Origin of the sequence: Streptomyces sp. NBC_00386 (genome assembly GCF_036063235.1) — a bacterium.
Lineage (GTDB): Bacteria > Actinomycetota > Actinomycetes > Streptomycetales > Streptomycetaceae > Streptomyces.
The window spans coordinates 5,127,757-5,146,480 of record NZ_CP107950.1 but is presented as its reverse complement, the minus strand read 5'-3'; the positions used below and the strand labels follow the sequence as shown (position 1 = coordinate 5,146,480).

The window sequence follows — 18,724 nt, the reverse complement described above, 5'->3', positions numbered from 1 at the left end:
CGTGGCCAAGGTGACTAGGGATGATGTAGCGCGACTGGCGGGTACGTCCACCGCCGTCGTCAGCTATGTCATCAACAACGGACCCCGGCCGGTCGCCCCGGCCACGCGCGAGCGCGTTCTCGCCGCGATCAAGGAGCTGGGGTACCGGCCCGACCGGGTCGCCCAGGCCATGGCCTCGCGGAAGACCGAGCTCATAGGACTGATCGTGCCGGACGCGCGCCAGCCCTTCTTCGGGGAGATGGCGCACGCCGTCGAACAGGCCGCCGCCGAGCGCGGGAAAATGGTCCTGGTCGGCAACTCCGACTACATCGCCGAGCGCGAGGTGCACTATCTGCGTGCCTTCCTCGGCATGCGGGTCTCCGGACTGATCCTCGTCAGCCACGCGCTGAACGACCACGCGGCCGCCGAGATCGACGCGTGGGACGCCCGCGTGGTGCTCCTCCACGAGCGCCCCGAGGCGATCGACGACGTCGCCGTCGTCACCGACGACATAGGGGGCGCCCAGCTCGCCACCCGGCACCTTCTGGAGCACGGGTACGAGTACGTGGCCTGTCTCGGCGGTACGGCCGAGACCCCCGCCGTCGGCGACCCCGTCTCCGACCACGTCGAGGGCTGGCGGCGCGCCATGCAGGAGGCCGGCAAGCCGACCGAGGGACGCCTCTTCGAGGCCCCGTACAACCGGTACGACGCCTACAAGGTCGGCCTCGAACTGCTTGCCGGACCGCACCGGCCGCCGGCCATCTTCTGCTCCACGGACGACCAGGCGATCGGTGTCCTGCGCGCCGCGCGCGAGCTGCGCATCGACGTACCGGGGCAGCTCGCGGTCGCCGGGTTCGACGACGTCAAGGAAGCGGCCCTGACCGATCCTCCTCTGACAACGATCGCATCGGACCGGCCGGCGATGGCCCGCGCGGCCGTGGACCTCGTACTGGACGACGGGCTGCGGGTGCCCGGCTCCCGCCGCGAGCGGTTGAAGCTGTTCCCCTCGCGCCTGGTGGTACGCCAGTCCTGCGGCTGCGAGTAGGCCCCTCCGGGGCGGCCTGCCGCCCCGCGCACCGCACGTGCGGACCCCACGGACGGACACCACCCACGGACGACAGCGGAGATCCCCGCGCCCCTGAGGGGACGCGGGGATCTCCGTGTGCCGCGACAGGCCTGGCGGGACCTAGAACAGCAGGTTGTACTGGTTGAACCCGGTGCCGAGGCTCTTACGGGTGCCGAAGAGGCTGCTGGAGGCCCTGTTGGTGCCCGGGTAGAGCCAGAGCGTGCCGCCCGAGTCGCGGGCGATGACGTCCGCGATCCCGTCACCGGTCACGTCGCCGTTGGCCACGTTCGAGGTGAAGTTCCAGCCCGTACGGGCCTGGATGCGCGCGGAGAACGGGGTCTTCTCGACCTGCGTGCCCCGGTAGAGGTACAGGACGCCCGAGCTGTTGCGGACCAGCAGGTCGGCGCGGCCGTCGCCGGACAGGTCGCCGTGACCGAAGATCTTGACGTTCTTCCACGCCCTGTCGACGATCTTGACGCGGCCGTAGAACTGGCCGGTGCCCTTGCCCGGGTAGAGGTAGACCGAGCCGTCCGCGTCCACCGCGACCAGGTCGGGGCGGGCGTCGCCGGTCAGGTCGCCGGGGACGGCGTACGACTTGTAGCCGCCCCACACCGAGCTGATCTGCATCCACTCGAAATCGCCCGAGCTGTGGTTCATGTAGCTGCGGTAGAGCTTGCCGTCGCCCTTGTCCCGCATGATCAGGTCCTGGTAGAAGTCCCGGTCCAGATCGGCCTGGAGGACCCAGCTCGCGTTCTGCCAGCCGTTGCCCTGGTAGGCGCGGGCGGCGAGGGAGGTGCCCTTGCTGTCCTGCTCGAACAGCCCGCCGGAGGGCGTGCGCTCCAGCAGGTCGGCGCGGCCGTCGAACGTCAGGTCCGCGTCGTCGATGCGGGGCTGGGCCGCCCAGGTGTACGAGGACACCTTGGTGAACACCGGGTAGGCGCCCTTGGCGGTGCAGCCGGAGACGCCCCACGAGACGATGCCGACGATCTTGCCGCCGAACATCACCGGGCCGCCGGAGTCACCGTTGCACGGGCTCTTGGTGCCCTCGTCGACGCCGGTCGCCGGGGTGCCCGCGCAGAACATGGAGCCCTCGATGAAGTCGTCCTCGCCGAGGACGGTGTTCATCGCGCTGTTGCAGGTCGAGTCCGACACCAGCGGCAGGGTGACCTTGCGCAGGTTCGCCGACAGGTCGGCGTCCGTGGCGCCCGAGGTCAGACCCCAGCCGTAGACGGTGGCGGAGTTGCCGGCCTTGTACGAGGCGCTGTCGCCCGCCGCCACCAGCTTCGCCCACTGATTCTCCAGCGGGCGGTCCAGGGTGAGGACGGCGACGTCGTTCTGGAGGGTCGAGCCGTCGAAGTGCGGGTGGTTCCACTGGCGGTAGACGCCCGCGACGGTGCCGTTGGTGTCGTCCAGCAAGCCGGTGGCACCGGCGACGACCGCGCCGTTGTCCGCCCAGTCCAGACCGGCGACGCAGTGGGCCGCGGTGAGGACCTTGTTCGGGGCGACGAGGGTGCCGCCGCAGAAGTAGCCGGTCCCCGCCGTGCTGTCGTAGTAGGAGAGCTGGACCATCCACGGCGCGGAGGAGATCGTCGTCTCGCTGCCGCCGATGATGAACGGCGTCTTCTTGGGCGCCGTTCCGGGGGTCGCCTGGGTCTTGGCGGCCTCGACGACGCGGTGGCGCAGCTCCTTGTCGGAGGCGGTCGGCGCGGGCGCCGCGGTGGACTGGGCGACGCTCGCGTCGGGCAGTCCGGCCGGGTCACCGGCCGCGGAGGCGGGCTGTGCCGCGAGGGCGCCGACGCAGGTCAGCGCCAGCGCGAGAGCGGCCGTCGGCAACGCCGTGGCGGGGCGTCTCCAGCGGTCGCGCAGGGCAGGTATCACTCAGGACTCCTGGTGTGGGTGCGTGTTCCTTCTCGTCAGAGGCCCGAGAAGGGCGTACGACGCACCGGCCCGACCGTCGACGGCAATCGCTTGCATCGACATCGGGCGTAACCGCGGAGCCCCCCTCCGGCCCCGGAATCGTAGGCCTCACCGATCTCTGGGCACACGGTCTTCACAGCGGTCGGAAGAGTGTTCGCCCCCGGCGTTCCGGGACATCACCCGAACGCAACCCGCCGTTCGCCGGGGAGAGGCGGGACCACACACGGTGCACGGCCGGATACGCGGCGAAGCGCGGCAAAAAAACCCTGGCGGGACCCCGGCGAAGGCACACGGCTAGAGGGCACAGGCAGCCCTGACGGTGCCCACAGAAGTCTCACGGGAGGCTCACGGAAAGCGCCTTTATATAGGGCATACGAGGTTCTGTCGGGCTTCTCAGGGGCCACTCAGGGAGCTCTCATGATCGGGGGACAGTCTTTTTTTCATGACCGAGAGCTTCCGCCGTAGCGGCGAGTACCCCCAGGGCGACCACCACGGGTCCGCGTACCCGGAGCAGCAGTCGCACCCCTCCTCCCCCGTGAACCCCGAGTGGCCGCCACCCCCGGCGTACGACCCGGCCGCGCCCGTCCACGTCGAGCCGGGCACCACCGTGTGGCCGGGCTCCGGTCACGGCGGCAGCGGCGGGCACGGCGGCCACGCCCCGTACCCCGGCCACCCCGAGCCCGACCCCGCCGGCACCACCGCCGTGTTCGCCACGGTGGGCGCCGGCCACCCCGAGCCCCCCGCGAACGCGACCACCCGACGGCGCGCCAAGGGTCCGTTCGCCCTGCTCGCCGCCGTGGCGATCGTGGCGGCGGCGATCGGCGGCGGTACCGCGTACGCCTTCCAGGAGCTGACCGGCAACGACACCGTCGCCACCTCCAGCACCACCAGCGCCAACGTGGTGCCCACCAGCCAGCGCGGCACGGTCTCCGGCGTCGCCAAGGCCGTCAGCCCGAGCATCGTCGAGATCAGCGCGACCTCGAACGCGGGCTCGTCCACCGGCTCGGGCGTGATCATCACGACCGGCGGCGAGATCATCACCAACAACCACGTCGTCTCGGGCGCCTCCGCGATCAAGGTGCAGCTGAACAACGGCAAGTCGTACGCCGCGAGCGTGGTCGGCACCGACAGCAAGAAGGACCTCGCGCTGATCAAGCTGGACAACGCGCCGTCCGGTCTGAAGCCCGCGACGCTCGGCAACTCCGACGGCGTCCAGGTCGGCGACCAGGTCGTCGCGATCGGCTCCCCCGAGGGCCTGACCGGCACCGTCACCAGCGGCATCGTCTCCGCCCTCGACCGGGACGTGACCGTCTCCACCGACGAGAGCCAGGACCAGCAGCAACAGCAGGACGGCGGCAACGGCCAGTGGCCGTTCGAGTTCGGCGGCCGCCAGTTCAACGGCGACACCGGCTCCTCCACCACGACGTACAAGGCCCTCCAGACCGACGCCTCGCTCAACCCGGGCAACTCCGGCGGCGCCCTCATCGACATGAACGGCAACATCGTCGGCATCAACTCCGCGATGTACTCGGCCGCTTCGGACTCCTCGTCGTCCTCGTCGAGCGCGGGCAGCGTCGGCCTCGGCTTCGCCATCCCGATCAACACCGTCAAGTCCGACCTGGCCACGCTGCGGGCCGGCGGTTCCGACAGCTGACCCCGGAGGTCGCCATGATGATCAAGAGCGTCCAGCACACCGCGCCGGCCGCCGACCCGGCCGGACTCGGCGTCGCCCTGGCGGTCGCCCGCGAACTGCACCCGCCCGTCCGGCGCGCCCCCGAACTGGCCCCCGCCGTGTCCCGTCCCGCCCAGCGCCGCACGTCCGGCCACCGCCGTACCGTACGAAGCTGATCCATTCCGGGACAGCCAGGAACGTGCGAGGCTGAAAACACCGGATCACACCCCATCCCACCCGAGGAACCCGACGCCCATGAGCTCCGCCGAAGGCGACCGTGACACCCAGCGCATCCTGATCGTCGACGACGAGCCGGCCGTGCGCGACGCACTCAAGCGCAGCCTCGCCTTCGAGGGGTACGACACCGAGGTCGCCGTCGACGGCGCGGACGCCCTGGAGAAGGCGACGGCCTACCAGCCCGACCTGGTCGTCCTCGACATCCAGATGCCCCGCATGGACGGCCTCACCGCGGCCCGCCGGATGCGTGGCGCGGGCACCACCACGCCCATCCTCATGCTGACGGCCCGGGACACGGTCGGCGACCGGGTCACCGGGCTGGACGCCGGGGCGGACGACTACCTCGTCAAGCCCTTCGAGCTCGACGAACTCTTCGCCCGCATCCGCGCGTTGCTGCGGCGCAGCTCGTACGCGGCATCCGCGGGCGCGGTGGTCGAGGACGACGCGCTGACCTTCGGCGACCTGCGCATGGATCTGTCGACGCGCGAGGTCACCCGTGCGGGGCGCCCGGTGGAGCTGACCCGCACCGAGTTCACCCTGCTGGAGATGTTCCTGGCCCACCCGCGCCAGGTCCTCACCCGCGAACAGATCCTGAAGGCCGTCTGGGGCTTCGACTTCGAGCCGTCGTCGAACTCCCTCGACGTCTACGTCATGTACCTGCGCCGCAAGACGGAGGCGGGCGGCGAGCCGCGCCTGGTCCACACGGTGCGGGGCGTGGGGTACGTGCTGCGGTCCGGTGGCGCGGAGTGATGCGACGCTTCAGGTCGCTGCCCCTGCGCTCGCGCCTGGCCCTCCTGGTGGCGGCGGCGGTGGCGTTCGCGGTGGCGGCGGTCTCGGTCACCTGCTGGTTCATCGTGCAGGGGAAGCTGTACGAGCAGGTCGACAACGATCTGCAGAGGGGCATGAGAGCCCCGCCGGGTGCCATCGTCAACGCCCTCAACTACTGCTCCCCGACCCCGGACAACACTGCTTCCCCCTTCCGGAACAACTACGTCCAAGTGGTCAAGGAAAACGGAACCGCCTGCGTCGTCGACAACTCCATCGGCAAGGTCAAGGTGACCCAGTCCGACAGGACGGCTATCAAGAGCGGCGAACTCAACAAGTCCTACTTCCGTGACGGCACCGACGAAGACGGCAACGCGGTGCGTGTGATGCTCAAGCCGCTGACCACCACCACCGCCGATGGACAGCCCGGCCCCAACGTGGGCCTCATGATCGCCGCCTCTCTGAAGAGCACCCAGTCCACGCTGAACGACCTGGCCCTGGTCCTGCTTCTCGTCTCCGGACTCGGAGTGGTCGGCGCCGGGGCCGCCGGGCTCTGGGTCGCGCGGGCCGGGCTTCGGCCGGTCGACGAACTCACCGAGGCCGTGGAACACGTCGCCCGCACCGAGGACCTCACCATCCGCATCCCCGTGGACGAGGAGAGCGACGACGAGATCGCCCGGCTCTCCCGTTCCTTCAACTCGATGACCGCCTCCCTCGCGACCTCGCGCGAGGTGCAGCAGCAGCTCATCGCCGACGCCGGACACGAGCTGCGCACGCCGCTCACCTCCCTGCGGACGAACATCGAACTCCTCACCCGCAGCGAGGAGATCGGCCGCCCGATCCCCCCGGCGGACCGCAAGGCGCTGCTCACCTCGGTGACCGCGCAGATGACCGAGCTGGCGGCACTGATCGGCGATCTTCAGACGCTGTCGCGATCGGACGCGGGACACCCGGCCGACCGGGTGGAGGTCGTGGCACTCCAGGACACCGTGGAAGCGGCCCTGCGCAGGGCCCGGCTGCGCGGACCGGAGCTGACGATCACGGCCGACCTTCAGCCCTGGTACGTCCGGGCGGAGCCCTCCGCGCTGGAGCGGGCGATCGTGAACATCCTCGACAACGCGGTGAAGTTCAGCCCCGCGGGCGGAACGATCGACGTCCGCCTGAAGGGCGGCGAACTGACCGTGCGCGACCACGGCCCCGGCATCCCCGGCGAGGAACTCCCCCACGTCTTCGACCGCTTCTGGCGTTCCCCGGACGCGCGAGCCCTCCCCGGCTCGGGCCTCGGCCTGTCCATCGTGGCCCGCACCGTCCAGCAGTGCGGAGGCGAGGTGACGCTGAGTCCCGCGGAGGGCGGCGGCACGATCGCGGCCGTACGGCTTCCGGGGGCTCCGACGGCCCCGCCCGACACGCCCTGACCCGCTCTCCGGCACGAGCGAGCCCCCACCCGGCAGCGGGTGGGGGCTCGCTCGTCATCGGCCGGCGTCCGGACCGGGCCGCTCCGGCCCGGCGGACGAGCGCCGGACCGGTCGGCGGTTCCTGCTACTTGACGATCGTGATCCGGTCCGCCGCGGGGACCGGGTACGGCGTCGCGGCCGAGGAGTTGGCCGTCAGGTAGGCGCCCAGGGCCGCCAGGTCGTCGCCGCCGACACGGACGTTGCCGCCCTTGCCGAGCTCGGCGAAGCCGTCGCCGCCGCCCGCGAGGAAGGAGTTCATCGCGACGCGGTAGGTGGCGGCCGGGTCGATCGCGGTGCCGTCGAGCTTGACCGAGTCGGCGACGACCCGCGCCGCGCCTGTCTTGGTCAGGTCGAGGGTGTAGGTGAGGCCCTTGGAGATCTGGAGGATCTTGGGGGAGGCCTCGTTGGCGCCGCTGACCTGCTGCTGGAGCGCGGTGATCACCTGGGCGCCGGTGAGGTCGACCAGGTTGACGGTGTTGGCGAACGGCTGGACCGTGTACGCCTCTCCGTAGGTCACCACACCGTCTCCCTCACCGCTGCTCGCGGTGTAGGTGAGTCCGGCACGGATGCCGCCCGGGTTCATCACCGCGAGGTCGGCCTCGGGGTCGACGGACTTGGCGTACGCGAGCTGCGCGTCGGCGATCAGGTCGCCGGCCGGGGACTCGGTGCCGGTGTTGCCGATGTCCCCCGCGATGTAGCCGAGGGGACGCGAGGCGACCGGCGCGGAGAGCGCCTTCCACTTGGTGACCAGCGACGTCATGTCGGCGGCCTTCGCGACATCACGGGTGACCACGTGGTTCGCGGACTTCACCGCCGTACGGGCGATGTCGCCGGTCCAGCGGTCGTACGTCAGTGTCGTGTCCGTGTACAGCCGGCCGAAGGAGGAGGCCGAGGTGACCATGCGGGGCCGGCCCGCCGGGTCGGGGATGGTGCACGCGTACGCCTGGTGGGTGTGGCCGGTGACCAGCGCGTCCACGGCCGGCGTGACGTTCTTGGCGATGTCGACGATCGGCCCGGAGATGCCGTCCCCGGCACCGGGGCTGTCGCAGTCGTAGTTGTACGCCGTCGACGCGGGCGCCCCGCCCTCGTGGATCAGCGCGACGATCGACTTCACGCCCTGGCGCTGGAGCTCCTTGGCGTACTTGTTGATCGTCTCGACCTCGTCGCCGAACTTCAGGCCCTTGACGCCCTCGGCGGACACGATGTTCGGCGTGCCCTCCAGCGTGACGCCGATGAAGCCGACCTTGACGCCGTTCTTCTTCCACACCCAGTAGGGCTTGAGGATCGGCTTCCCGCTCTTCTCGTCGGTCACGTTCGCCGCGAGGTAGGGGAAGTCGGCGCCGGTGAACTTCTTGCCGCCGTAGCAGCCGTCCGTCGGGTGGCAGCCGCCCTTCTGGAGCCGGCCCAGTTCCTTGGCGCCCTCGTCGAACTCGTGGTTGCCGACCGAAGTGACGTCGAGGTCGAGGCCGTTGAGCGCCTCGATCGTGGGCTCGTCGTGGAAGAGGCCGGAGATCAGCGGGGAGGCGCCGACCATGTCGCCGGCGGCCGCCGTGATCGAGTACGTGTTGCCCTTGCGGGCGTTGCGCAGATGCGTGGCCAGGTATTCGACACCACCCGCGTCGACGGTCTTCGTCGTGCCGTCCGCCTGGAGCTCCGTGACCCGGCCCGAGGAACCGGTCGGCGGCTCCAGGTTGCCGTGCAGGTCGTTGAAGGACAGCAGCTGGACGTCCTGGTAGCGGCCGCTGCCGTGGTGGTGCGACGGTGTCGGCTTGTCCTGGTGCGCACTCGCCGGGATCGCGGCGGCCAGCGCCCCGACGGTGGCGAGACCGGCGGCGGCCGCGAGGAGTCGATGCGTGCGTCTGTACCGGATCGTGGGCGGCATGGTTCCCCCTGGAGAACGGTGAAAGGCCGAAACGGTGTGCCGTGCGTGAGCCGAGCGAGTGGTGCGGGTGGTGCGGGTGGTGCCTGCCATGGGAGCCGTGGGCACCGTGTGCCGGCTGATGAACAGCCTTCGCTTTGCACGCACTTTAGGATCAACGCGCGTAGCGCGGAAGGGGGTTCGGGGTTACAGGCTGATTGCCATCACCACGCCGAAAGCCGACAACCGCGTCACCTCAGCTCGTCGGGGCACGCCCGACCCCCTCTGCCGCGACCCCCTGCCGCGATCCGCTGAGGCCCGCTCCGACCTCCTCGGCCGAGACCCACTCCGCCCTCCCCGGCTCGTCCCTCCCGCCACGATCCGTGTCCGCGTCGCCCAACTCCTCGTCCCCCCATCGCCGAGCCGTACCCTCGTATCCATGACCAGCGACGACGCGGCACCCTTCGCCCTCTCCCGCTCCATCGAGACCTACTCCGTGCTCTCCCCGGACCAGGCCGAGGACGTGCTCCAGCTGCTCGCGCAGGCCGCTCGGGCCGATGGACAGCAGGCCGTGTCCGAGCAGGGCCGCCTCCAGCTGAAGGGCGGGAGCCGTGAGGGCGTCCGGCATCTGCTGCTGACCGTCGGCGACGAACTGGTCGGCTACGCACAGCTGGAGGACACCGACCCGGTCGAGGCCCCGGCCGCCGAACTGGTCGTCCACCCGGCGCACCGGGGGCACGGCCACGGGCGGGCGCTCGGCTCGGCGATGCTCAACGAGTCCGGGAAGCGGCTGCGGGTGTGGGCGCACGGCGGTCACTCCGCCGCCCGGCATCTCGCACAGGTCCTGGGCCTCACCCTCTTCCGCGAACTGCGCCAGATGCGGCGCCCGTTGGAGAACCTCGGCCTGCCCGAGCCGAAGCTGCCGGAGGGAGTGACCGTCCGGACCTTCGTACCCGGCCAGGACGACGCCGCCTGGCTCGCCGTGAACGCCGCCGCCTTCGCCCACCACCCCGAGCAGGGCTCCCTCACTCAGCGGGACCTGGACGACCGGACCGCCGAGCCGTGGTTCGACCCGGCCGGCTTCTTCCTCGCCTTCCGGGGCGAGGAACTCGTCGGCTTCCACTGGACCAAGGTGCACGCCGAGGAAGGACTGGGCGAGGTGTACGTCCTCGGTGTGCGCCCCGGCGCCCAGGGCGGCGGGCTCGGCAAGGCCCTGACCACGATCGGTCTGCGTCACCTCGCCGCGCAGACCCTGCCCACCGCGATGCTCTACGTCGACGCCGACAACAAGGCGGCGGTCTCCGTCTACGAGCGTCTCGGCTTCGTCACCCACGAGACGGACCTCATGTACCGCACGGAGTCCTGAGCCCGCGGCGCGCGAGCGCCCTCCGGAGGCCGAAGTCAGCGGCGGGCGAGGACGGTTGTCCGGAGTCGCCGCAGGGGTTCGCCCAGGGAGCGGGCCCCCGCCAGTACGACCACGACCAGGACGGCCGCCCATCGTCGGTGCGCGTCTTCCCAGTGCGGGTCGGACGGGCCGACGAAGAGCTCCCAGCGTGTGGGAAGCAGTACCGCGGCGGCGAAGAAGGCGCCCACCAGTCCGGCGGATATCGCGATCCCCGGTTCGGTGGCCCCCGAGTGCCGCACGGCGACGAGCCCGGAGGTCAGCGCGAGGGTCATGACAGCGGCCGCTTCCAGGGTGATCGCGCCCATAGGGGGCCGTCCCTCGGCGGGTATGAGGAACAGCGCGGCCGTCCAGCACACCGCCATGAACGGTACGACGAGCACCAGCCGCAGCCCCGTCCGCACCGGGCGTCTGGTCGGCACCGTGGCCGTGGTGTGCCGGGCCGGGTCGTCGAACAGGAACGCCAGTCCCAGGCCGAAGGCGAGGGCCGCGGCCCGCAGCAGGTTGAGGCACAGCCACGGGTCCGGTTCCTCGGAGACCGTCCGGGAGGATCCGGCCAGCATCAGCCCGAGGACGGCGCCTGTCATCACGGCCCACCGGGGCAGACCGCGCCACACCGGGCGGACCAGGGCGCGGGCCACGACGTGCGTGGGCGGGGGCCCGGCGGGTTTCGTGAGGCTGTCGGCGGAAGCCTCTGTCATCGTCTTCACTCCTCCTCGCACGAGCCGCTCCCCGAGTCCGCCGCGATCCCCTTGCCTCCGGCCGGTACGCCGAGCAGCTCGGCCACCCGTGCCGTGGACGTCTTCGCGGACGTCAGTTCCGTCCAGTGCGCCTTGACCTTCGCGGCGACGCTGTAGTGCGGCTTCTGAAGCAGCTCGCGCACCACGGTGGTCTGCTGGGCGGACATCGAGACAGGGCTCGTGGGGGCCAGCGCGACCGCGGAGCCCTCGATGCTGTCGTCGAGCCGGACATCACGCAGGGACTGCATCGGGTCCGGTTGTGTGCTCAGAGCCAGCCACATGATGGTCACCACGCGGGCGTCGCACATCTCTCCGGCGGTCTTCTCGGTGCCCGCGACCAGGACCGAGGCGACGCCGACCGCGAACTCGGGAAGGCGGTTGCCACCCCAGCTCGTGCCGACGGTGACATGTCCGGGCGTGGTGAAGGGTGGAATCGCGGCATCGCTCTGAAGGCCGTAGCGGGCGTCGATCCTCTGGCGCACGGTCAGCCGCTCACCTCCGGCGGAACCGCCCGCGCGGGACTGGATGCGGTCGACCGCCTCGGCCCAGTCGGCGGTGCGGCCGGTCCACTCCGGGAAGGCGCAGTACGTGGACCGTCCGTGCCGTACACAGGTCTGTTCCTTCTGCGGGCTCACGGACGCCTTGGTACGGGCCGCGATCAGCGAGGCCGGCTCGTCCGGGGACTGCCCGGCAACGCCGACGGCCGTCGCGGCGAGGGCGAGAACGGTCACCGACGTGATCAGCCTCGTCCGGCCGCCGCTCACCAGCAGGGCGACACAGAACAGCAGGACCACGAGGCCCGTCAGATAGAGCGCGTGCCAGGCGGCCGGGCGGCCCAGCAGTTCGGAGGGGAAGGGGCCGGCACCCTCTTCCACGACGACCGGTCCGAGCCAGCTCACCCAGTGCTTTCCCTGGGTGGCCGCGGAGACCAGGGTGGTGAGGACGAATCCGCCGATCACGAAGGGCGGGGCGACGAACCCGACCGGTATCACCCGGGCGAGCAGGACACCGAGGACACCGGCCAGCAGGACCACCAGCGGACCCACGACCAGCTCGGCGGGTGAACCGTGACCGACGGCGCCCGGCTTCAGCGCCGCCCAGGTGTACTGGAAGCCGACGACGAGCGCCGTGATCGCGCCGAGGGGCAGGACGGACAGCGCGTGCGCCGCCGTACGCCGCCAGTGCTCCATGGGCAGGATGTCGAAGTGCTGGTCGGTGGACTGTCGGCGGGACCGCAGCACGGCGCGGTTGACGCAGACGAACACGGCGACGGCCAGCAGCATGGGTGTCGGCTGGGTGGCCCTGTCGGCGTCCTGGAGGACCGGGAAGTCGTCCATGCCGTCGCCCCCGATGAACAACCTCCAGCCGGCAAAGCCGACATACAGCGCGAGGAAGAGGAGGACCGGGATCTGGAGCAGCAGTTCGCGTGCTTCGAAGCGGGCGAGTGCCAGGACCGCGGCCGGCCGGGACACCTGGACCTCGGCGGACGGCTCCACCCCCGTGGGAGCCGTCCGCCTGACCGTGTCGGTGGTGCTCATGCGCCCACCTCCGCGGCCTTGGCGTCGAGTGTGAGCAAGTAGCCGTCCTCCAGGGTCGGTTCGAGGAGGTCGGCGCCCTCGGGCGGATCGCCGACATTGCGGAAGGCGCCCGTGCCCGTACGCCATCCGGCTCGGGCGGACGGCTCGCGTTCCGTGCTGCTCCACACCCGGCCGGCCGCTCGCTCGGTCAGCTCCGCGGGGGTGCCCTCGAAGCGGATGCGGCCGGCGTCCATGACGATCACCCGGTGGCAGAGCATCGCGACGTCCTCGGTCTGGTGGGTGGAGAGCAGGACGGTTCGTCCCTCTCCCGCCTGTGCGATCAGTTCCCGGAAGCGCATGCGCTGTTCGGGGTCGAGGCCGACCGTCGGTTCGTCGAGGACGAGGAAGCCGGGGTCGCCGATCAGGGCGGCGGCCAGCGCGACCCGTTGGCGCATACCGCCGGACAGCCGCTTGATGCGCTTGCCCCGCACATCGGACAGGCCGACACGGTCCAGGACACGGCGCACCTCGCGGTGCCGGGCGGTCCGGTCGGTCAGCTCCTTGAGGATCGCCACGTAGTCGACGAACTCGAAGGCGGAGAAGTCCTGGTGGAAGCCGGGGGTCTGCGGGAGGTAGCCCAGCGCGCGCCGCACGTGCAGGCGTCCGGCGGTGGTGCCCGGGTCGTGGCCGAGGACCGTGAAGGAGCCCCGGTCGGCGGGCACTGCGGTGGCGAGGACCCGCAACAGGGTGGTCTTTCCGGCGCCGTTGGGCCCGAGGAGTCCGGTGACTCCTTCTCCGAGGCGGAGGGAGACGTCGTCGAGCGCGAGCGTGCCGCCGAAGCGGAGTGTCAGCCCGGAGGCGGAGACGGTGGGGATCATGCTGCGTTCCTGTCGGTGAAGTCGGTGAACGGGAGGCGCGACGCGTCGAACCGGTCCCGCACGAGATAGAGGAGTACGGCGGCCAGTGCCGCGACGGCTCCGGAGACGCCTTGCCCGGCCGCGGTGAACGGGGCGAGCGTGGTGTCGGACTCCGAGGTCGCCCGGGCCACGGCCAACAGGCCGACCCAGCCGCCGCCTACCAGCGAGGGGGCGAGGACGGGACCGAGCCGGGAGGTGAGCGCGAGTCCGGTCGCGGTGAGGGCGAGGGCGGGCAGCAGCCAGGCCAGGGCGTGCAGTCCGTAGGAGGGGAGGGCGAGGGTCGCGAGGCCGCTGAACCCCAGGCACACGGTCAGTACCGCGACCGTGCGGATCATCAGCAGCCGGAAGCCGTGCAGGGGTGAGACCACGGCCATCTCGTACGTCGGGTCGATCCCCGGGCCGTAGGACACCGCGACCCCGGCGAGCGGGAGCAGCGGCGCGAGGGCCAGGAAGAGGGTGGGCGTGGCCCCGGCCCGCACCGCGTCGGCCGCGACCACGGTCATGACCAGGAGGGCGCCGATCGCGCCCAGCCAGGAGCGGCGCAGGGCGGGGGAGGCGGTCAGCAGCCGTGCCGTGTGGTCGGCGACGCCGAGCCGGATGAGCAGCCACTCGGCGGGGCCCGGCCGCGGGGCGTCGAGTTCGGCGTCGAGCCGTTCCCACCCGGCGTCCAGGGCGACCGGGTCGCTGATCGCGGCCAGTGTCTCCCGGCACCGCGCGCACGCGGCGAGGTGGGTGTCGGCGGACCACAGGAGAGGTGCCGTCAACTCGCCCTGGACGTAGGCCCGAAGGTCTTCCTCCGGCACGTGCCAGGTCGTACGGCTGTGACCGTTCATCTCGTCGCCATCGCTTCCGTGACGGTCGTCGCTCATGCCAACGCCTCCCGCAACTGCTTGCGCGCACGCAGTGCCCGCGTCTTGACCGTGCCCGGCGGAATACCGAGCAGGACGGCCGCTTCCCTGGTGGTGAGTCCGTCGATCACCGTGGCCTGGAGCACCGCCCGGAGTTCGGGCGAGAGTCTGGTCAGCGCGCCCGCCAGGTCTCCGTGTTCGACGCCTGCCAGCACGCGCTCCTCCGCCGAGGCCTCGTCGCGGTGCCTGAGCCGGGCCAGCGCGTTGCGGAGCCGGCCGCGCGCGCCGTCGCCGCGCATCGTGTCGACGAGGCGCCGTGAGCCGATGCGCCACAGCCAGCCGGCCGGGTCGCCCTCCTCGCGGTAGCGGGCGGTGCCGCGCCAGACCGCGAGGAAGGTCTCCTGGACGACGTCGTCGACGATCCCGGCGTCGGCGCACCGGCCGCGCAGCCGCGCGGTCAGCCATGGCGCGTACCGCCGGTACAGCTCTTCGAAGGCGCGACGGTCCCCGTCCGCCGCGATGGCCCGCAGCAGCTCTCCGTCGCTTCTCGTTTCCCTCACATCCCCTCATCGGACGAGCCCCGCCGATCGGTTCACACATCGGCCGGGAATTTCCGAACGCGTCGCACACCCGCCGGACATCCTGATCCGCCACAGGATCCATCACGGGGCTGACCAGCGGATTCACCACCGGATCCACCGCAGGACCCACCGCCGGATCCACCGCCGGCAGCACCGGGGCGATACCGGAGCAACACCGTCCGCTCGTCCGGGACTTGACCTCGACCCCCACCTTGCACCACCCTTTCACTACTCAATTAGTGAAAGGGTGGTTGTCCGAGTGGTCGCGTACCGCATCGACCGGCGCAGCGGCGTCGCCACCTACGTCCAGATCGTCCAGCAGACGAAGCAGGCGCTGCGCCTCGGCCTCCTCGAACCGGGCGACAAGCTCCCCACGGCCCGCGAGGTCGTGGAAGCCACCGCCATCAATCCGAACACCGTCCTGAAGGCGTACCGGGAACTGGAACGCGAGGGACTGGTCGAGGCCAGGCGCGGTCTCGGCACGTTCGTCCGCAAGACCCTCGGCGCCGCCCCGGCGGACTCGCCCCTGCGCGAGGAACTCGACGCCTGGGCCCGAAGCGCCCGCGCCGCGGGCCTCGACCACGAGGACGTGGCGGCGCTGTTCGCCTCCGTACTGGACGCACATTTCCCGAAGGGGGACCAGTGAGCTCCACCAGCACCACCCGATCCACCGTCGCCGTAGAGGCGCACGGCCTCACCGTGCGCCACGGCCGGCGCTCCGCCGCGGCCCTGGACGACTGCTCCTTCCGCCTCCCGGCCGGACGGGTCAGCGCCCTCGTCGGCCCCAACGGCGCGGGCAAGTCGACGCTGCTGGCGACCGCGGCCGGGCTGCTGCGCCCCGCCGCCGGCACCCTCACCGTGCTCGGCGCCGGCCCGGCCGAGGCCCGCGAGGCCATCGCCTACCTGGCCCAGGACAAGCCCCTGCACCCCCAGCTCACGATCGCCGAGACCCTGCGCCTGGGCGCCGAGCTCAACCCGGCCCGCTGGGACGCCGCGCACGCCGCCGCGATCGTGGAACAGGGCTCGCTGGACCCCGGCACCAAGGTCCGGAAGCTGTCCGGCGGCCAGCGGACCCGCGTGGCGCTCGCCCTCGCGCTGGGCAAGCGGCCCGACCTGATGCTGCTGGACGAACCGATGGCCGACCTGGACCCGCTGGCCCGCCATGAACTGCTGGGCACCCTGATGGCCGACGCCGCCGAACGCGGGACCACGGTGCTGATGTCCTCGCACATCGTCACCGAACTGGCCGACGCCTGCGATCACCTGCTGCTCCTGGGAGGAGGACGCGTCCGGCTCGGCGGCGGCCTGGACGACCTGCTCATCGCGCACACCCTGGTGACCGGCCGCGGCACCCCCGCCGACCTCGCCCCGCACCTCGTCGTCGAGTCCCGCGCCGCCGGCCGCGGCCTCACGGCCCTGATACGCAACGACGGACCGGTGGACGAGCGCTGGGAGGCCGAACGCCCCTCCGTGGAGGAGCTGGTCCTCGCCCATCTGCGCTCCCCGGAAGCCCCCGCGCTGCTCACCCCCGGCACGACGGTGTCCCCCGCGGCGGTGACCCGATGAGCGCCACCACCACGACGGCTCCCCCGCGCCGCGCCCTGCCCGCCCCGCGCGGCCTGGTCTGGACGGTCCTGCGGCTGCACCGCACCGCGCTGTGGGTCTGGACCGGCTTCGTCGCGCTCACCGCCGGACTGCTGCTGTGGCTGTACGGCCCCGGCGCCGGCCACACGCAGCATCTGCTCGACACGTTCGGATACGCGGGCGTGCAGGAGGACGCCTGGACCGTCGGATTCACGGGCACCCTCTCGGGCACCTACAACGACCTCTTCCAGGACCCGGCCTCCCTGCTGAACATCGCCTCGTTCGCCGTCGCCGTCTTCGCGGCCGGCACGCTGACCGCCCGCGAACTGGAGAGCGGCACCGCGCGGCTGGCCTGGACCCAGTCCGTCACCCCGGCCCGCTGGCTCGCCGCCAAACTGGCGGTGCCCGCGCTGCTCATCACCGCGGGCACGGGTCTGCTGGTCGTGCTGTACCGGATGCTGTGGTCGGCCCACAGCAATCTCCTGCTGGCCGGCATCAGACCGCGCGCCCTGTACTTCTCCATCGGCCCGGCCACCGTCGCCGCCCCGCTCCTCGGTCTCGCCCTCGGCGCCTTCGCCGGTCTCGCGCTGCGCCGCACCCTCCCCGCCATCGCGGTCGCCGGTCTCGCGCAGTACGCGGTCATCATGTTCCGCGCCAACTCCTGGCCCTTCCAGGGCAGTTACCAGCAGCCCGAACTGTCCGTCCGGAGCCGGGCGATCACCTCCACGGGCGCGGAGATCCCCGACCCGGGCTGCTACGACAGCCACGCCTGCCTGGCCCGGCACGACGTCGTCCGCTTCACCCGCGAGTACCTTCCCTCCCCCGACTACTGGCCCCGCCAGCTCCTGGAGACCGGCGTCCTGCTCGCCGCCGCCGCGATCCTGGTCGCCGCCGCCTTCGCCGTCCTGAGGAGGAGGTCGACCTCATGAGCACCCTGACCGGCCGACACCCGTCCGGCCCAGCCCCGTACCGCCCGCCCCGCCCGGCCCCGTACCGACCGTCCGGCCTGACCTGGACCGTGCTGCGCCTGCACCGCACGGCCCTGTACGTCTGGGGCGCCGCCCTGCTCACCGTCGTGGCGGCCCTGGTCTGGATGCACGCCATCGGCCCCGACGCCCGCGCGGTCACCGGCGGCTGCGACGCGGCGGACCCGTTCCCGATGGACTGCGGAATCATCCAGGAGACCGAGGCGCACAAGATCTACGCCTACGGCCTCGCCCTGGTCTCCGCCTGTGTCACGTACCTGATGTACGCGGTCGCGGTCTGGGCGGGTGCCGCGCTGACCGGCCGCGAGCTGGAGAACGGCACCGCGCGGCTGGCGTGGACCCAGTCCGTCACCCCGGCGCGCTGGCTGGCCGCCAAGCTCGCCGTCCCGGCGGTCCTGCTGACAGCGGGCACCACACTGGCCGTTCTGCTCGGCGACTGGGCACGCCGTGCCGGAGACAGGGAACTGTTCGGCGGCTGGTTCAACACGAACGTCTTCATCTCCTCCGGGCCGGTGGCCGTCGCGTACGCCCTCGCGGGCCTCGCCCTCGGGGCGCTGGCGGGCCTGGTCCTGCGCAGGGCCCTGCCCGCCGCCGCGGCCGCCCTCGCCGCGGCATACGTCCTGCACGAGGTGCTGGACGGGTTCCGGATGAGCCTGTGGCCCGCGGAGACGGCCACCGGACCAGCCGCGCTCCGGCTCCCGAACGGCACCCTGGTCCTGGAACACGGTGCCGTCACCGGCGACGGCGAACGGCTGAGCACCAACATGGCCTGCGTCGGAACCGACAGCGCCGCCGCCCTCGGAAGGTGTGTGAAGCGGACGGGGCTGGCCGATTTCTGGACGACCTACCAGCCGGAGTCCCATTTCTGGCCTCTCCAGCTCGTGGAGAGCGGCCTGCTGCTGGCCGTCACGGGCCTCGCGGCCGCCGCGGCCTTCGCCCTGCTGCGCCGACGGCATTCGTAACCGGCGGCAGCACCGGCGGACGCGCACGCGACGCGGGCGGGTGTGTACACGGCTCCCGGACATGCAGACGTCCGGGAGCCTCCCCCAGATATCCCGCACGTCATGTCGTCGTAACCATCGATTCAGGTGACCTTGCGACGCTCAAGAAATGCAGCCCGCCGTGCCCGAGCCTTCTCCCCCGCCGGAGAACGAGTCCTCACCGCCCACGGAGAGTCAGCGTACGCCAGCCAAGCGGAACG

17 protein-coding genes are annotated in these 18,724 nt (G+C 71.6%); 10 read left to right on the top strand and 7 right to left on the bottom strand.

What is annotated here, in order from left to right; genetic code table 11:
* Position 1: 1 nt before the first annotated feature.
* Positions 2-1,024: a LacI family DNA-binding transcriptional regulator gene (locus OG780_RS22685; protein ID WP_328450918.1), complete on the top strand. Its 1,023-nt coding sequence runs from the start codon at positions 2-4 to the stop codon at positions 1,022-1,024.
* Positions 1,025-1,165: 141 nt separating this feature from the next.
* Here OG780_RS22685 and OG780_RS22680 read toward each other — a convergent pair whose 3' ends face one another.
* Complete coding sequence (locus tag OG780_RS22680; protein ID WP_328450916.1) at positions 1,166-2,923, bottom strand: trypsin-like serine protease; 1,758 nt, start codon at positions 2,921-2,923, stop codon at positions 1,166-1,168.
* 481 nt (positions 2,924-3,404) lie between these two features.
* Here OG780_RS22680 and OG780_RS22675 point away from each other — a divergent pair, with 481 nt between their 5' ends.
* The 4 genes from OG780_RS22675 to OG780_RS22660 all read left to right on the top strand — a co-directional run bounded on the left by OG780_RS22675 (position 3,405) and on the right by OG780_RS22660 (position 7,051).
* A complete protein-coding gene (locus tag OG780_RS22675) occupies positions 3,405-4,616 on the top strand; it encodes a S1C family serine protease (protein WP_328450914.1) in 1,212 nt (403 codons plus the stop codon).
* Between the two features lie 14 nt (positions 4,617-4,630).
* A complete protein-coding gene (locus OG780_RS22670) occupies positions 4,631-4,810 on the top strand; it encodes a hypothetical protein (protein ID WP_328458782.1) in 180 nt (59 codons plus the stop codon).
* Positions 4,811-4,889: 79 nt separating this feature from the next.
* Positions 4,890-5,621, top strand: a complete 732-nt coding sequence (locus OG780_RS22665) for a response regulator transcription factor (RefSeq protein ID WP_037622391.1) — start codon at positions 4,890-4,892, stop codon at positions 5,619-5,621.
* On the top strand, positions 5,621-7,051 hold the full coding sequence (locus OG780_RS22660) for a sensor histidine kinase (RefSeq protein ID WP_328450912.1): 1,431 nt from the start codon (positions 5,621-5,623) through the stop codon (positions 7,049-7,051). Before OG780_RS22665 ends, OG780_RS22660 begins: the two co-directional genes overlap by 1 nt.
* Before the next feature lie 124 nt (positions 7,052-7,175).
* Here the strand turns inward: OG780_RS22660 and OG780_RS22655 are convergent, their stop codons facing one another.
* Positions 7,176-8,972, bottom strand: coding sequence for a bifunctional metallophosphatase/5'-nucleotidase (locus tag OG780_RS22655; RefSeq protein WP_328450910.1), 1,797 nt, complete (start codon positions 8,970-8,972; stop codon positions 7,176-7,178).
* Between the two features lie 415 nt (positions 8,973-9,387).
* Between OG780_RS22655 and mshD the strand changes: the two genes are divergently transcribed.
* Positions 9,388-10,314 carry a mycothiol synthase gene (gene mshD, locus OG780_RS22650; protein ID WP_326786965.1) on the top strand — a complete coding sequence of 309 codons (927 nt, stop codon included), beginning with the start codon at positions 9,388-9,390 and terminating at the stop codon, positions 10,312-10,314.
* 35 nt (positions 10,315-10,349) lie between these two features.
* Here the strand turns inward: mshD and OG780_RS22645 are convergent, their stop codons facing one another.
* The 5 genes from OG780_RS22645 to OG780_RS22625 are packed head-to-tail and all read right to left on the bottom strand — an operon-like array spanning position 10,350 to position 14,932.
* Entirely contained in the window at positions 10,350-11,051 is a 702-nt protein-coding gene (locus OG780_RS22645; RefSeq protein ID WP_328450908.1) for an ABC transporter, read from the bottom strand.
* Positions 11,052-11,056: 5 nt separating this feature from the next.
* Positions 11,057-12,628, bottom strand: coding sequence for an ABC transporter permease (locus OG780_RS22640; protein WP_328450906.1), 1,572 nt, complete (start codon positions 12,626-12,628; stop codon positions 11,057-11,059).
* Positions 12,625-13,485, bottom strand: coding sequence for an ABC transporter ATP-binding protein (locus OG780_RS22635; protein ID WP_328450904.1), 861 nt, complete (start codon positions 13,483-13,485; stop codon positions 12,625-12,627). Before OG780_RS22635 ends, OG780_RS22640 begins: the two co-directional genes overlap by 4 nt.
* Positions 13,482-14,393: a zf-HC2 domain-containing protein gene (locus OG780_RS22630; RefSeq protein ID WP_328450902.1), complete on the bottom strand. Its 912-nt coding sequence runs from the start codon at positions 14,391-14,393 to the stop codon at positions 13,482-13,484. The genes OG780_RS22635 and OG780_RS22630 overlap by 4 nt, the downstream gene beginning before the upstream one ends.
* Positions 14,390-14,932, bottom strand: coding sequence for an RNA polymerase sigma factor (locus tag OG780_RS22625; protein ID WP_326786961.1), 543 nt, complete (start codon positions 14,930-14,932; stop codon positions 14,390-14,392). Before OG780_RS22625 ends, OG780_RS22630 begins: the two co-directional genes overlap by 4 nt.
* Positions 14,933-15,212: 280 nt before the next feature.
* Here OG780_RS22625 and OG780_RS22620 point away from each other — a divergent pair, with 280 nt between their 5' ends.
* The 4 genes from OG780_RS22620 to OG780_RS22605 are packed head-to-tail and all read left to right on the top strand — an operon-like array spanning position 15,213 to position 18,485.
* A complete protein-coding gene (locus tag OG780_RS22620; protein WP_328458308.1) occupies positions 15,213-15,599 on the top strand; it encodes a GntR family transcriptional regulator in 387 nt (128 codons plus the stop codon).
* Complete coding sequence (locus tag OG780_RS22615) at positions 15,596-16,519, top strand: ABC transporter ATP-binding protein (RefSeq protein ID WP_328450899.1); 924 nt, start codon at positions 15,596-15,598, stop codon at positions 16,517-16,519. The genes OG780_RS22620 and OG780_RS22615 overlap by 4 nt, the downstream gene beginning before the upstream one ends.
* Positions 16,516-17,466, top strand: a complete 951-nt coding sequence (locus OG780_RS22610) for a hypothetical protein (protein ID WP_328450897.1) — start codon at positions 16,516-16,518, stop codon at positions 17,464-17,466. Before OG780_RS22615 ends, OG780_RS22610 begins: the two co-directional genes overlap by 4 nt.
* Positions 17,463-18,485: a hypothetical protein gene (locus OG780_RS22605; protein WP_328450895.1), complete on the top strand. Its 1,023-nt coding sequence runs from the start codon at positions 17,463-17,465 to the stop codon at positions 18,483-18,485. The genes OG780_RS22610 and OG780_RS22605 overlap by 4 nt, the downstream gene beginning before the upstream one ends.
* The last annotated feature ends 239 nt before the right edge of the window (positions 18,486-18,724 follow it).

Bases quoted from the DNA above. Each gene is read 5' to 3' on its own strand.
- mshD (WP_326786965.1), top strand. From the start codon at position 9,388: ATGACCAGCGACGACGCGGCACCCTTCGCCCTCTCCCGCTCCATCGAG.
- OG780_RS22645 (WP_328450908.1), bottom strand. From the start codon at position 11,051: ATGACAGAGGCTTCCGCCGACAGCCTCACGAAACCCGCCGGGCCCCCG.
- OG780_RS22675 (WP_328450914.1), top strand. From the start codon at position 3,405: ATGACCGAGAGCTTCCGCCGTAGCGGCGAGTACCCCCAGGGCGACCAC.
- OG780_RS22655 (WP_328450910.1), bottom strand. From the start codon at position 8,972: ATGCCGCCCACGATCCGGTACAGACGCACGCATCGACTCCTCGCGGCC.
- OG780_RS22670 (WP_328458782.1), top strand. From the start codon at position 4,631: ATGATGATCAAGAGCGTCCAGCACACCGCGCCGGCCGCCGACCCGGCC.
- OG780_RS22605 (WP_328450895.1), top strand. From the start codon at position 17,463: ATGAGCACCCTGACCGGCCGACACCCGTCCGGCCCAGCCCCGTACCGC.
- OG780_RS22630 (WP_328450902.1), bottom strand. From the start codon at position 14,393: ATGAGCGACGACCGTCACGGAAGCGATGGCGACGAGATGAACGGTCAC.
- OG780_RS22640 (WP_328450906.1), bottom strand. From the start codon at position 12,628: ATGAGCACCACCGACACGGTCAGGCGGACGGCTCCCACGGGGGTGGAG.
- OG780_RS22660 (WP_328450912.1), top strand. From the start codon at position 5,621: ATGCGACGCTTCAGGTCGCTGCCCCTGCGCTCGCGCCTGGCCCTCCTG.
- OG780_RS22635 (WP_328450904.1), bottom strand. From the start codon at position 13,485: ATGATCCCCACCGTCTCCGCCTCCGGGCTGACACTCCGCTTCGGCGGC.
- OG780_RS22665 (WP_037622391.1), top strand. From the start codon at position 4,890: ATGAGCTCCGCCGAAGGCGACCGTGACACCCAGCGCATCCTGATCGTC.
- OG780_RS22610 (WP_328450897.1), top strand. From the start codon at position 16,516: ATGAGCGCCACCACCACGACGGCTCCCCCGCGCCGCGCCCTGCCCGCC.